Source organism: Bariatricus sp. HCP28S3_A4, assembly GCF_052066395.1.
GTDB lineage: Bacteria > Bacillota > Clostridia > Lachnospirales > Lachnospiraceae > Allocoprococcus.
The window spans coordinates 38,964-53,414 of record NZ_JBQHSE010000008.1; the positions used below are offsets into that span (position 1 = coordinate 38,964).

Genomic DNA, 14,451 nt, shown 5'->3' on the forward strand with positions numbered 1-14,451 from the left:
CCTCTCGTGGGCAAAAGAAAAATGTTATGCCAGGAGCTTGGCATTACCATATCCGAGTTAATGAATGGTAAAGCGGATAGTAGTATTCGAGAGTTTAGCGAAGAACAAATATTAGACATGATTGGGTGGATACAGTAGCTAGAAAACAGGAAATGTACATATTTGGTATACTGTTGATAGTAATGGGAATCGCATTGTTCGCTTTTTCCAGGTTGTTTGGCGGAACAGATTTTCTGTCCAGATTAATGGCAGGGATATCTGTTGGAGAGATGTCTGTTGGAGTATATATCATTGGTCGTTCACTCGCAAAATAATAGATATATTGCTTGCTACGCTAAGTAGCATAATCAGAATTAAGTAAACTGGTCAAAAATTAGAGAGGTTTTTGTGCGATGAAATTACTTGTTTATGGAGCTGGCGTTATCGGGTGTTTATATGCGGCATTGTTCAGTGATGCCGGACACCATGTTTGCATATACGCAAGAGGACAGCGGCTGGAAATTCTAAAGAAAAATGGATTGCTGTACTCTAAGGATAATAGCATTCTGAAAGCGGAATTAACGATCATTGATAAATTGGAAGATGACGATTTATATGACTTTATTTTTTTGCCTGTCAGAGAAAATCAAGTCTATATTGCATTAAGGGAGCTAAAGAATAATTGTAGCCCTAATATTGTTACAATGGTCAACACACTGGAACCATATAGTAATTGGGAAGAAATTTGTGGAAAAGGCAGAATTGTTCCTGCGTTTCCGGGGGCGGGCGGAAGTTTTGATGAAAATGTGCTTCACGCAGCTCTTACTCCGAGGCTTATTCAGAAAACAACTTTTGCTGAGATTTCGGGAGAAAAAACGGAAAGATTGTTGAAATTGGCATCTCTCTTTAAGCAAGCTAATATACCGTATCAGATTGTTCAGGATATGCATGCCTGGCAATTGAGTCACTTGGCAATGGTTGTACCTATTGCGGATGCTTATTATATGGCAGACAACCCAGAAAAGGCGGGGTATGACGGAAAAGTGATGCTCTATACTGCAAAACAAATGCAGCGTAATTTTTCAGCACTTCATAAATTGGGAATAGAATTATCTCCGCCCAAAATGAATTTCTTTCGTCTTGCACCGGTTTCTATATTGAGCATGGGATTGAGTTTCGTGTTCAGAAGCAAATTTGGAAATATGTTCATGTATCAACATTCAATGAAAGCGCCAGATGAGATGAGGCAGCTACATGAACAGTTTTATAGATATATTAAAAGCAGTTTAGCATAAATTAAATATTGCGATAGAATCCATATGTTTTAGTCATGGAAATATTTCGAGGATGGAAATCCATAATAAAATCCCAGAGGATATTCTGGGATTTTATTTAGTTTGGATAGATCATTTTAAGAGTCTTTTTCGTAATTACCATATTATCCTCATAATTTCCCCATAATATTCCCACATTCATTATTTATACTATTTTTACACTTCACGAATGCTTACAGGAGGGATTGAAATGGAGGATAAGGAGAGAAATCCAGACATTCAGGAGAACAGCAATAATCAAGAGATAAAAAAAAGTAATTTGGATGAAAATAATGAGGAATCGGTAGTTTCTGATTTATTACATGTTCTTGGAATCAAGAAAAAATCTAAAGAACAAGGGAAAGAACAGGCAGAGAAAATATATGACGATATTACAAATAGAAATGAAGAAAAAAACTTTCAGAGAAATCAGGAGGATACGCCGCTTCAGATAGAAAATATTAATCTTGAAGAGATAGAGCAGGTACTATCTGATTCATTAGATGATTTTGAATTAAATAAAACGCCAACCAAACGCAATACAAGGTGGAAGATTATAGGAATAGCAGTGACTATATTTTGGGTCGTTGGTGGACTTGTGTGGAAGTTCCTTCCGGATTTAGTTGAGTCTCGACCTCCAAAACCTGACGTGGTGGGTTCATATAACGGTAACAATATAACTATTGATCAGTTGAATCAATTTATTGAAGTTGAATCAGCAAAAGAACAGGAACATATTTTTTGCCCAACTCATGGATATGATCATTCAAAATGCGATTCCACAGAGGAATGCGAAGTTCATCCTATTGATTCACTTAACGGTTATCAGCAAATGGTTACCAAGCTGGCAGTAGAGAAGATTGTCAATGACTGGGCGGAGAAAAAAGGAATTACAAACCGTGAAGAAGTGCAGCATGGGATGGAGGATTTGCTGAATGACGCTACGGTAGAGCAATATATGGCAGATTTGCATGAAGATAATATTGTTCCGGAATCTATTCCAAAGCTAGAAGTGCAAGAATATTACAATAAAAACCAGAAGGATTTTGATGGCAAGACATTTGAAGAGGTGGAGGATGAAATTCGCCAGACATTGTCGAATCAAAAAGATGAGAGTTTTATAAGTGATTATATTGAAGAGTTGAAAAAAACAGCAGGTCTGCAAGTCAACTTTGAAGTGCTACAAATAGACTCTCCGACGGATGAAGAGATAAAAAACTATTATAATGTTAACCTGGAACAATATCGGACGGAAGAAAAGGCTGAATACAGTGAGTTTAAAATAGCTAAGGAAAAAGCTGACATAGCGAATAAAGCGATACGTAGGATTAAAGGAGGTGAAAGTTTTCAAGATGTGGCGACAGCTTTTTCACAATCAGGGAAAGTGACAAAGGGAACTCTGACAAAAGGGACAGATGACGGTAGTACAAAAGCTGTTATCTGGGAAATGAAGGAAGGGGAAGTCAGCGATCCTATTGTGAATACAGATGGAACGGTAAGTATTCTGAAGCTGGATAAAAAGCAGGCAACCGGGACCAAACCTATTTCAGAGGTTTCGGATAAAATCAAAGGAACCCTTATGCTGGAAAAAATGGATAAAGAATATACAGAAAGAAAAAATGATATGCTCTTTTCTGTTCATAGCAGACGATACACTTTAGGTGAATTCTATACGGAATTCAAAGAACTCTCGGAAGTTTATAGACAGAAACTTTTGACTTATGAATCAAGAAAAAAACTTGTAGAGCAAATCATTGCAAAAGAACTCTTACTTGAAAAAAGTGAGGACGGTGCTTCTTCGGACGGCAGTAAAACACATGATTTTGAAGAACTGAAAATACAGTATCTTTACCAAGTCATGCATCAGGAGGAAGTGGATGCAAACTTGAAAGAGCCTACGGAAGAAGAAATTGCAAAATATTATGAGGAAAATAAAGAACTCTTAACAACGCCTGCTACTGTGGAATTGAGCATGATCTGGATTGATCAGGGAACAAATGGGGAGAAAAAAGAGCAGGCTTTGACAAAGGCAAATGAAGCGCTTGCTTCCGTACGTGATGGAGAGGATTTTGCGGAGGTGGCAAAAAAGTATTCGGAGGATTCTTCTGCATCTTCCGGTGGGGAGCTTTCTGGTACCTTCGATAAAGGTCATATGGTGCAGGAAATATCAGATGTTGTTTTTTCTCTGAAAAAGGGGGAATTTAGCGAAGTGCTGGATTACAATAAAGGATATTACATTTTTTATGTAAGAAATCGCATGGAGGAGAACCTTGCATCTTTGGAGGAATTGTCGGAAGGAATAAAGAGTCATTTACAAGAGCAGGAACATGATCGGCAGATACAGGACATGGAAGAGAAAATGCTGGAAGAGGCGGAGTTTAAAATATATAACAGAACATTAAAGAAACTTCTAAAAGAAGAAAAAAATAACACATAGACACATTTGAAAGGAGAGAAAAATGGGCAGAAAGGAAAAAACGATATTCATAACGCTTATTGCAAATATCATTTTGATTGTACTGCGGTTTTTCCTAGCAAAAATATCGGGGAGCATAGGACTGGAGGCAAACGCATGGCATTCATTTACGGATGTTTTCGTGACAAGTGTAGTATTTGCCGGACTGATGGCAGCGAGACATGGCACAGAAAAACTACGGTTGGCATCTAAAAAGTTGGAACATTTACTCGCAATTTTTGTATCAGTATTTATATTTATTATGGGAATAGAAATCTTGTCTGATGCATTAAGCGGGGAACAGACAGAGCTTAAATATGTGCCATTTGTAGCGGCTGCAGCTTTTGTCGGAGTAGCAATTAATTATTTCATGGCAAGGTACAAAATTTATGTAGGAGAGCAAACAGGGTCGTCAAGCCTTATAGCGGATGGTTACCATTCAAAAATGGATATGTACTGCTCTATAGCTGTGTTAGTGGGAATCGTAGGTTCCTTGTTTGGAATGCCGGATCTGGATAAGATCTCTGCGGTTGTTGCAATGGTATTACTGATGATATCAGGCTATGAAATATTTACATCTAATTTGTCTATGCTGCTACATCCAGAAATGGAACAGAGGACGGATGTACATATGGGACATGTGCATGGTTTTCATGGAAATAAGAAGATGATTGCCGGTATAGCTGGTGTGCTGACCGCTGCCTATCTTTTGTCCGGAATCTATTTTGTGGGTTTAGATGAAACCGGAGTTGTTCGCAGGTTTGGAGCTGTTGTGAACGAAAAAGTAACGCCTGGGATTCATTATCGACTGCCAGCTCCGTTTGAAGAGGTTAGTATTATAAAGTCAGATAATGTTCAGAAGATTGAGGTAGGGGTACAGGAACTTCTGACTGGAGATACAAACTTGGTTAATGTCAACCTAGTGGTAAATTATCGGATTAATGACACATCGGATTATGTGTTGAATGTATCTGATGCCGAGTTGCTGATTCAGTCAGGAGCAACCACAAGCATACGTAAAATAGTAGGAAAGAGTACAATTGATTATATTCTTACAGAAGGAAAAACAGATATTGAAAAAAGTGCAAAAGGGCTTTTGGAAGCTGTGATGGAAAAGAATGGTACAGGTATAGAAATTGTCAATGTACAGCTTGTACAGGCAGATCCGCCGGAAAGTGTAATGGCAAGTTTTCAGGATTTAGCAACAGCACGGCAAGATAAGAGTATATACATCAATGATGCATTGGCTTATAAAAACACGATTATTCCACAGGCCAATGCAGACGCTTATAAACTGGTAGCTGATGCAGAGAGTTATAAACAGAATAAAATCAGTACAGCGGAAGGAGATGCGTCCCTGTTCACTGCAAGACAGCAGGAATATGCGAAGTCAAAGGGGGTTACTGAGTTCCGGATGTATATGGAAGCGATGGATAAGGTCTTGCCAAATGTACAAAAGGTGCTATTAGGAGTAGGTGTTAATGTTGATAACGCAGAACTATGGATTGCAAACCAGAAGAATGCATCAACACAATCGGAGGAATAGATGTGAAAAAACGGTGGAGGTAATCGAGATGATAAAAATAAAGAAAAGAATATCTAAACATATGATAGTTGGAGGTCTGTTGACAATAGTAATTTTTGTAGCGGCTCTTGTAGTTTACAAGGTGGATGTTACTCAATATGCGGTAGTGACACAGTTTGGAAATCCGGTAAGAGTGGATGAAAATCCAGGCTTGAAAGTGAAACTTCCGGATCCTATCCAGTCAGTTCAGTATCTTGATAAGAGGGTACAGGTATATCAGACTTCTTCTATAGAACTACTAACACTGGATAAGAAAAGTGTGGCATTGGATTATTATGGAACATGGAAGATAGTAGACCCGATAGCATTCTTGAAAACGGTGAAAAATCAAGTGGGTGCAGAATCACGGCTTATGGATGTATTTTCTTCAAGTCTAGGAGTGCAAATGGGAAAATATAATCTGGAACAGCTTGTTAATACAGATGAACAGAAATTGGAACTAGATAAAATGACAGAAGAAGTAGTGGTATATGCGAAAGATCAGGCGGCAGATTATGGAATAGAAGTTGTGGACGCACAGATTCGTGTATTGAATTTTCCAGAAGCAAATAAGCAAAGTGTCTACGACAGAATGAGTGCAGAGCGGGAACAGATGGCACAAAAATATCGTGCAGAAGGAAGTGAACAAGCGTCAAATATACGTTCTGATGCAGAAAAAGAGCAACAGCTTATTTTAGCTGAAGCTTATAAAAAAGAGCAACAAATCAAGGGAGAGGGTGATGCGGAAGCTATTAGAATTTATGGAGAGGCATTCCAGAAAGATCCTGATTTTTATGAATTTATCCGTACCTTGGAGACTTACGAAAAAACGATAGATGGAAATACTACTTTGATATTACCGTCCACGGCGGAAATCTTGAAGTATCTAGGTGGTAGTTCAAAATAAGGCGAGGAGGACAGGCTATGTGGAAACGAAAAAAAAGAGTTTCCCCAGATAAAAAAGGCGAAAGCTTCTTAGAAAAAGGGAAGAAACTAGCTGGAAAAATAAATGGAAAAGAAGGCCGAACTGTGAGAAAAATTACAGTTATAATAAAGAAGATATTCCGAGGAACCGGTGGGAATACTATAAATGATTTGAAAAATGCATTTGGTCATATTAATCCTAGAAAAGCGATTCTGGCTGTTGGAGGTGCGGTAGTTGTTATATATTTGCTAACAGGAATATATATTGTTAGTCCTGGAGAACAAGCTGTCATTCGACGATTTGGAGTGGTGCAGGTACAGCCGGTGGAGGAAGGATTACACTATAGATTACCATTCCCGATTGACCAGGTGCAAAAGGTAAATGTATCAGAAGTAAGACGAGCTGATGTAGGGATGTCGCTACCGGAACATGTACATCAGCCAGAGGAAGAACCGCAGGCGATTCAGTTGTTAACAGGTGATGAGAATATCATTACGACACAGGCAGTTGTTCATTATAAAGTAGTGGATGCAGCCAAATTTTTGTATAACATCAATGGGAGCAGTGAGCAATTGGTACGTTACAGTGTTGAATCTGCTCTTGTACGAATGATGGCAAACACTGCCGTGGATGATGTACTAAGTTCGGAAAAGGTTGTAGCACAGAACAATATTTTGCAAATTGCACAGAATATTTTAGATAAATATGATTCAGGTATGCAAATTACGGCTTTTAATATTAAGTCAATTGTTCCACCGGGTGAAGTATCAGATGCCTTCTTGGATGTTACAACTGCAAAAGAGGAGAAAGAAACAGCTATTAACGAAGCAAATGGTTATTCTAACAGCTTGATTCCACAAGCGCGTGCTGATGCAGAGAAAAAAATTTCTGCGGCGGAGGCTTATAAGGAAGAACAGATTTCGCGCGCAACAGGTGATACTGAAAAATTCCTGAGTATGCTAAAAGAATACCAGAATAATTCTGCAATTTATACGGAGGATACGACAAAATACAGATTGCTTCTGGAGACATTGGATAAGATTCTTCCAACAGTAAAGATGTATATTGTTGATTCATCAGGTGGTAATGTGGATGTGAAACTGTTTGACCCGAGTCTTCAAAGTGGTATGAATATTACAGATAGCTCTGGGGTGCAAGCACAGGATTCGGGAAATTAACATATAAGCAATTCCATCGGCATGCATAAAATAATATGTCTGATGTTTATATAAAGGGGCAATAGATGGGAAAGAAGGGGTTTGAGTAGATAGAGATTATGCAACCACATGTTTTCAATCCCATCTGCCCTATGAGATTTCATTATTGTGAAATAGTTTTAAACTAATACATACAGAATAACCTTGGGTAAATTATCAAATTGATAGAGAGGAGGATAGTAAGGAAGATCTAGTACTGCCATTGGGAATTATTCCATGACAGTACAGACCATCATTATGCTGTTATATAAAGAGATTGTAATTTTGGTGATAATAGTGTTTGCTATAGTCATGATTCTTATTGGGTTTGCTGTTATCATGACGAGGTATCACATACTTAAAGGGAGTTTGGAAACAGACGATAAAGAATACATGATGAAGATTACAGTTCCAGAAGAACGGATGGATAAAATAAATTTTGATGTAGTTATAAAACAATTTACCATATCGAAGGAATTGATCATGATAAGGACATCTGAAAAAAATAAAAGCTGTGAATATTATTATCATGTATTGATTAAGTCAAAAGCTGAAAAACAGGCTTTACTGACAAATATATATAAAATGAGTGGAGTATTGGAAGTAAGATATAATAGAGACCATAAAGATAATTAGCTACTGTCTGATTATCCTTATGGTCTGCTTTTTATTAAGAAATATATATTTTAGTGAATGTTGGAATGAATTCTTCGATATTCCAACGGAAGCATTTGGTATACTTCATGAAAAGCTGTAGAAAAGCGGCTCTGGCTTGTATAACCGACTGCTTTAGCAATCTGTGAGATGCTGTTATTGGTTTCGGTAAGCAGTATAGCAGCTTTTTCTAGTCGGTGCTCTCTCATGTGTGCAGCAAGAGAATCTCCATATACTGCTTTAAATACAGATTTCAAAGTTGTAGGGTTCATTAGATACTGTTTTGATAACTCTTCAATTGTTATCCGGTGGTTTATGTTCTGTAAAAGGTAATCATGGATTTGGCGGATAATTTCCACCTGTTCCGACTGGTATTTCCCTGGTTCTTTTCCGGAAGTGATTTTAAATTCACTAAGATAGAGAAGTAGCTCGAGGGATTTCAATATGAAATATTGTTTCCTGAGATTTTCGGATAAATTATAAAATCCAGAAAAGATTGCTTCTGTTTTTTCATTGCCTGTAAGTAAGGAGAAATTTCCACGAGAGCAAAATTTTTCCGAAAGCATCTGCCCTGTTATTTTTGTCCCTCTTAAGAGTTCTGGGGGTGCCTGATCAAATTGTGAAAGATCAATGCAGACAGTAAGTCCTTCATAATGACCGCTGGGCAGAGTCATGACGGAACCGGCGCATAGTTGCCTTGTGTGAAGTGAGAAATCACCAGGACCAAGGTAGATGGAACGACCGTTTTTCATATTCCAGCCGATTCGTCCATAGCGACAATAGTTAATTTCCAAAAGTTCCTTTTCTGGTTTGTGGTTACAGGAAATCTGTTCTGCTAAATAATCTTGAAAAATAATAGTAATTCCAGTCAATAATTTCCATGAAATTTTTTTGCCCTTACCATTTGGAAGCGTATCAAGGTGTTCAGAACAGACAGGAGTATCTATGCAGGGATATGTCTGTTCAAAAAGGATTCCGTCCGGGATATTTATGAGTTCATTCTTGATTTGTGTAATATATTCGTTATACAAAAGGCACCTCGTCTTTCTGATAATTAATAGTCAGATTATCAATATCTACTGTTTAAAAATATCCTTTTTAGAAATGTTTTTATCCATTTTGGAAGGGACTGTCTGCAACCTGTTGACTTCCATTTGTGCAGTAATTATACTACAAACATAACAATTAAACAAGTGCTTAATGGTTAAATCTAAAAAGTGAAAAGGAGAATTTGTAATGAAGAAAACCTATAAGATTGAAGTTGATTGTGCCAACTGTGCTAATTTAATGGAAGATGCAGCAAGAAAAACAGCTGGTGTTGCTTCTGCTACAGTTAATTTTATGACTCAGAAGATGATTGTAGAGTTTGAAGAAGGCAAGGATGCAAAGCAGGTAATGAAAGAAGTTTTAAAAGCCTGTAGGAAAGTAGAACCTGACTGTGAAATTGAGATTTAGTTAGAAGCAGTATTTTATGGCGCTCCGGATGCAGAAAGCGGAAGGGGCGCTGATTTGAAGTATATAATTCAACAAATAAGCAAATATTAAATTGAAAGGAGGCTTCGTTATGACAAAGAAGCAGAAAAAAATGCTGGTTCGGATTCTTATTTCGGCGGTCATGGTGGTAGGTTTAAAACTCCTGCCGTTTAATGGATTTATAAATATAGTACTTTATATGGCGACATATTTGGTGATTGGCTATGATATATTACGGAAGGCCGGAAAGGGAATTGTGAACGGTCAGGTGTTTGATGAAAATTTTTTGATGGCTGTGGCGACAGTCGGTGCTATTGCACTTGCTACTTATGAAAAGAGTGGTGATTATAGTGAAGCAATTGCTGTTATGCTGTTCTATCAAGTAGGAGAATTGTTCCAAAGTTACGCTGTGGGTAAAAGCCGCAGAAACATTACTGCCCTCATGGACATCAGACCAGATTATGCAAATATTGAACGTGATGGGAAGTTGAAAAAGGTTGATCCAGATGAGGTTGGTATTGGAAACGTGATCGTGGTACAGCCGGGTGAAAAAGTTCCTATTGATGGAGTTATCATAGAAGGAACTTCAGCTTTGAACACCAGCGCACTTACCGGAGAAAGCATGCCAAGAGAGGCCGGTGAGGGAGACGAGGTAATCAGTGGATGTATCAATATGACAGGGGTACTGAAAATCCAGACTACAAAAGAATTTGGAGAATCAACAGTTTCTAAAATCTTGCAGCTAGTGGAGGATTCTAGCTCTCGTAAGTCACATTCGGAGAATTTTATTTCTAAATTTGCAAAAATTTATACACCAGCAGTATGTATTGCTGCACTGTTGCTGGCAGTTTTACCACCTGTTTTTAATTTAATTACAGGAAATGCGGCAAACTGGGCAAACTGGATTTATAGTGCGCTTACATTTCTTGTAATTAGCTGTCCGTGTGCATTAGTAGTTAGTGTGCCACTCAGTTTTTTCGCTGGAATAGGTGGAGCCAGCAAAGAAGGTGTTCTGATTAAAGGCTCAAATTATATGGAAACATTATCCCAGACGAAAGTTGTAGTTTTTGACAAGACAGGGACACTGACTCAAGGAGTATTTGAGGTGAGCGGTATTCATCACAATGAGATGGAGCAGGAGAAACTTTTAGAATACGCAGCTTTGACAGAATGTTCTTCCTCCCATCCGATTAGCAAGAGCCTTCAGCGGGCCTATGGAAAAGAAATTAACCGTAGTCGTGTGACAGATATTGAAGAAATCAGCGGACATGGATTGATCGCAAAAGTAGACGGCATTGAAGTGGCGGTCGGTAATCCTAAGTTGATGAAAAGGCTGAATATTCCGTATGTGGACTGCCATTCAGTTGGAACTATCATTCATGTAGCAATTGATGGGGCATATGCTGGTCATATTGTAATCTCTGATATTGAAAAGCCAAATTCTAAAAAGGCAATTGCGGAATTGAAAAAAACTGGAGTTGAAAAGACTGTTATGCTTACAGGAGACGCAAAGAGGGTTGCTGAAAAAGTTGCTTCTGACCTTGGCATAGATGAAGTCCACAGTGAATTACTGCCTAGCGATAAGGTTACTCAAGTGGAACGATTGTTAGAACAGAAAGGGAAAAAAGCGAAGCTAGCTTTTGTAGGCGATGGCATCAATGACGCTCCGGTGCTTGGACGTGCCGACATAGGAATTGCTATGGGAGCAATGGGATCCGATGCGGCTATAGAAGCAGCAGATGTGGTATTAATGGATGATGATCCAATGAAGATTGCTAAAGGGATTAAAATTTCTAGAAAGTGCATCTCTATAGTTTATCAGAATATTGTATTTGCTTTAGTTGTAAAATTTGTTTGCCTTGGTTTGGGTGTGGTTGGTATTGCAAATATGTGGATGGCAATTTTTGCTGATGTAGGGGTGACAGTAATCGCAGTATTGAATGCAATACGTGCTTTGAGAGTACACAATCTATGATAATTAACGATTAATGTTTGACTTGTAATAAACTTAAATATATAGGCGCAGACACCAAAAGACTGCGCCTTTTTTAGGAGAATAAATATACAAATGAAAAATGTATACGATACGGTTCAGGTTGATTATAGTCAATTGGCTGAATTTTTTAAGGTGTTGGGTGAACCTACAAGGCTTCAGTTACTTTTTTTGCTGTCTGACAGAGAAATTTGTGTCAGTGAGTTGACAGGTTATCTCAATGCATCACAGTCTACGGTATCCCATCAGTTAAATATATTAAAAGCTCATAAACTCATAAGAAGACGCAGAGAGGGCAAGCAGATATATTATTCTGTATCTGATTGCCATGTGAGTTTGGTTACCAAGTTAGGAATAGAAATTGTTACAGCCCGGAAATAGTGAAAGTTTATTAGCTTAATCTCCACATAATCCCCACATCATTCTGATATAGTAAAACGAACAAGATTAATTAGGTTACATGTGAAAATATTCCTATATGAGAGGTGAGATTATTTTATGGAAAGGCGAATATTTATGATTCAGGGACTGAACAATAAAGATTCTGCAGATAGGATATGTGAGGAACTAAAGAAGATTGTAGGAATAAATAAAATAGAAATTTATTTTGAGACGGGGCAAATGATTCTTGAAGCAGATTACGTATCTATGCCGAGGATTATAAATGCGATTATTACCATCACATCTATATTGGACTATAGAGTTACGATTATAGAGGTAGATTGAAGCGAGGACAGGATATGGAACTAATGGAAAGTACAAAAAAAAGGACGGTATTGATTGTAGATGATGAGATCAAGATTACGGAAGTGTTGGAAGCATATTTAAAAAATGCAGGATATCAAACAAAGTCAGTACATAGTGGACAGAAAGCAATAGAGGCGGCAGAGGAACTGAAGCCGGATTTGATTATTTTGGATTTGATGCTACCGGATATTATGGGAGAAGATGTCTGCCAGATGATTCATCAGAAGCAGGATATACCTATCATTATGTTGACTGCAAAAATAGAAGAAAATAATATGGTCAGGGGTCTGCAGATTGGTGCGGATGATTATATTGTTAAGCCTTTTAGTCCAAGGAATGTATTGGCCAGAGTAGAGACGGTGTTAAGGCGCACTCAGAAAAGGATGGAGGAAAATAAGCAGGATGTTGTAATCATAGGAAATCATTATATTACAGTGGATTTTACATATCGGAAGGTAGAAAAGCAGGGGGAGGAAATCCATCTTACACCGACAGAATATAAAATTTTTGAACTATTGGTTAGGTCACCAAACCGTGTATTTAGCAGGGAACAGATTATATCTTATGCATTGGAGGATGACTTTGCGGGATATGATCGGAGTATTGATACTTACATAAAAAGTATACGACAGAAAGTGGAACCAGATGGAAAGATGCCTAGATATTTTGTGACAGTGTACGGTGTTGGATATAAATTTGTGTTATAAGAGGTGAATATGAAAACCATTAAGAGTAAATTGATTTTGACATATTCTTTGATTTCTATTGCCGTCATCTGTTCCATTGCTGTTGCGTTTATATTTAATATGGAGAGAGAATTTGAAAATTATGCTAAACGACAGCAGGAACAGAGAATATCCAATATCGTGAATGAATTACAGGACTTATATGATGCGGAAACTGGAAGTTTTAGTCAGGAACAGGTAGAAGTTATAGGAAATGCTGCAATGCAAAATGGGGTTTTTATCCATTTGGAAACAAAAGGTGGAGAAATGGATTGGGATATTCAAACACACAAGAGTGAAGAATGTCAACTTGTTTTAGAACATGCTGAGAGTAATATGCGTAGCAGATATTTTAATTTTCAGGGTAAATATCAGGAAGAAATATATACTCTGTCTTATGAAAATAAAAGCGTTGGAAAACTTACGGTTGGCTATTATGGACCGTATTCTTTTTCTGATGAGGAACTGCGTTTGATGAATAATCTCAACATCTGTTTTGTAGTTATTGGTGGGGTGTTTGTTGTAATAGCTATTATAATGGGAGGAATCATGGCACGAAAAATAGCGGAACCAATTTCAGATGCTGTCCGGGTGGCGGAAAAAATAGCGAATGGTGAATATGGAGTAAAGTCTTTGGTAACAAGCCGTACTGCAGAGACTCAACAGCTGATTACTGCAATTAATGAAATGTCGCAAACATTGAAAAAAGAGGAAGAACAAAAGCAGCAGATTACTGCGGATGTAGCTCATGAGCTTAGGACACCCTTAACCAACATACAGAGTCATTTGGAAGCGATGATTGATGGTATATGGGAGCCAACAGGAGAACGTTTGGAAAGCTGTAGAGAAGAGATTCTCAGACTGTCAGGGATTGTGAAGCAACTCCAGGAACTGTATTTGTTGGAGAATCGGAAGGGAATACTTAGATACGAGGATTTTGATTTTTATGATATGTGTAAGCAGTTATACTACAATTTTGATGTTCAATTGGATAAGAAAAATCTGACATTTAACTTGTGTATAAAGCATGGCGATATAATTTGGGGAGACAGGGCGCGTATTATGCAATGTATGGTTAATCTAATTGGTAACGCAATAAGGTATGCCGAACCCCAAACAGCCATTTGGATAAGGTATTTAGAAATGGATTATATGATTGAAATCCAAGTAGAAAATATAGGAAATCCAATTCCCAAAGAATGTCTGCCACATCTGTTTGAGCGCTTTTATAGAGTAGATAAATCGAGAAATTCAAAAACTGGAGGAATGGGGATTGGATTGTCAATAACAAAAGCAATTGTTGAACGACACGGTGGGAAAATTTGGGCAGAAAACAGAGACATAAGAACCTTATTTTTTATTACTTTGCCCAAAAGAATAGAAAAAGAGGCGAAGTTATGAAATGAAATGTAGAAAATTAAAGTTAA

General features: G+C 37.7%; 14 protein-coding genes. 13 read left to right on the forward strand and 1 reads right to left on the reverse strand.

Features of this window, described 5'->3' with window-relative positions:
- Window positions 1-152 precede the first annotated feature (152 nt).
- The 7 genes from ACTNBF_RS05910 to ACTNBF_RS05940 all read left to right on the forward strand — a co-directional run bounded on the left by ACTNBF_RS05910 (window position 153) and on the right by ACTNBF_RS05940 (window position 8,068).
- The gene (locus ACTNBF_RS05910; protein WP_441018704.1) at window positions 153-314 is read left to right on the forward strand and encodes a hypothetical protein; all 162 of its coding nucleotides are present in this window, start codon (window positions 153-155) and stop codon (window positions 312-314) included.
- A gap of 78 nt (window positions 315-392) precedes the next feature.
- Entirely contained in the window at window positions 393-1,274 is an 882-nt protein-coding gene (locus ACTNBF_RS05915) for a ketopantoate reductase family protein (RefSeq protein WP_235251227.1), read from the forward strand.
- 229 nt (window positions 1,275-1,503) lie between these two features.
- Window positions 1,504-3,729: a peptidyl-prolyl cis-trans isomerase gene (locus tag ACTNBF_RS05920; protein WP_347375390.1), complete on the forward strand. Its 2,226-nt coding sequence runs from the start codon at window positions 1,504-1,506 to the stop codon at window positions 3,727-3,729.
- A gap of 22 nt (window positions 3,730-3,751) precedes the next feature.
- Window positions 3,752-5,293 (forward strand): FtsH protease activity modulator HflK, encoded by a 1,542-nt coding sequence (gene hflK, locus ACTNBF_RS05925; RefSeq protein ID WP_235250995.1) that lies wholly within the window; start codon window positions 3,752-3,754, stop codon window positions 5,291-5,293.
- A 28-nt stretch (window positions 5,294-5,321) separates the two neighbouring features.
- Complete coding sequence (hflC, locus tag ACTNBF_RS05930) at window positions 5,322-6,218, forward strand: protease modulator HflC (RefSeq protein ID WP_235250994.1); 897 nt, start codon at window positions 5,322-5,324, stop codon at window positions 6,216-6,218.
- A 17-nt stretch (window positions 6,219-6,235) separates the two neighbouring features.
- Entirely contained in the window at window positions 6,236-7,414 is a 1,179-nt protein-coding gene (gene hflK / locus ACTNBF_RS05935) for an FtsH protease activity modulator HflK (protein ID WP_235250993.1), read from the forward strand.
- Between the two features lie 276 nt (window positions 7,415-7,690).
- A complete protein-coding gene (locus ACTNBF_RS05940) occupies window positions 7,691-8,068 on the forward strand; it encodes a hypothetical protein (protein ID WP_441088900.1) in 378 nt (125 codons plus the stop codon).
- Window positions 8,069-8,118: 50 nt separating this feature from the next.
- On the opposite strand, the gene ACTNBF_RS05945 is transcribed toward ACTNBF_RS05940, so the two are convergent.
- Window positions 8,119-9,117, reverse strand: a complete 999-nt coding sequence (locus ACTNBF_RS05945; RefSeq protein ID WP_427738641.1) for a helix-turn-helix transcriptional regulator — start codon at window positions 9,115-9,117, stop codon at window positions 8,119-8,121.
- Between the two features lie 205 nt (window positions 9,118-9,322).
- On the opposite strand from ACTNBF_RS05945, the gene ACTNBF_RS05950 reads away from it, so the two are divergent.
- The 6 genes from ACTNBF_RS05950 (at window position 9,323) to ACTNBF_RS05975 (ending at window position 14,425) form a co-directional block, all read left to right on the forward strand.
- Window positions 9,323-9,541 (forward strand): cation transporter, encoded by a 219-nt coding sequence (locus ACTNBF_RS05950; RefSeq protein ID WP_235250825.1) that lies wholly within the window; start codon window positions 9,323-9,325, stop codon window positions 9,539-9,541.
- Between the two features lie 109 nt (window positions 9,542-9,650).
- A complete protein-coding gene (locus ACTNBF_RS05955; protein ID WP_441088901.1) occupies window positions 9,651-11,534 on the forward strand; it encodes a heavy metal translocating P-type ATPase in 1,884 nt (627 codons plus the stop codon).
- Between the two features lie 93 nt (window positions 11,535-11,627).
- Window positions 11,628-11,933, forward strand: coding sequence for an ArsR/SmtB family transcription factor (locus ACTNBF_RS05960; RefSeq protein WP_235250829.1), 306 nt, complete (start codon window positions 11,628-11,630; stop codon window positions 11,931-11,933).
- Window positions 11,934-12,068: 135 nt separating this feature from the next.
- On the forward strand, window positions 12,069-12,278 hold the full coding sequence (locus tag ACTNBF_RS05965; RefSeq protein WP_235250831.1) for a hypothetical protein: 210 nt from the start codon (window positions 12,069-12,071) through the stop codon (window positions 12,276-12,278).
- A 23-nt stretch (window positions 12,279-12,301) separates the two neighbouring features.
- Entirely contained in the window at window positions 12,302-13,006 is a 705-nt protein-coding gene (locus ACTNBF_RS05970) for a response regulator transcription factor (RefSeq protein ID WP_441088902.1), read from the forward strand.
- 9 nt (window positions 13,007-13,015) lie between these two features.
- Window positions 13,016-14,425 carry a sensor histidine kinase gene (locus ACTNBF_RS05975; protein WP_235250835.1) on the forward strand — a complete coding sequence of 470 codons (1,410 nt, stop codon included), beginning with the start codon at window positions 13,016-13,018 and terminating at the stop codon, window positions 14,423-14,425.
- The last annotated feature ends 26 nt before the right edge of the window (window positions 14,426-14,451 follow it).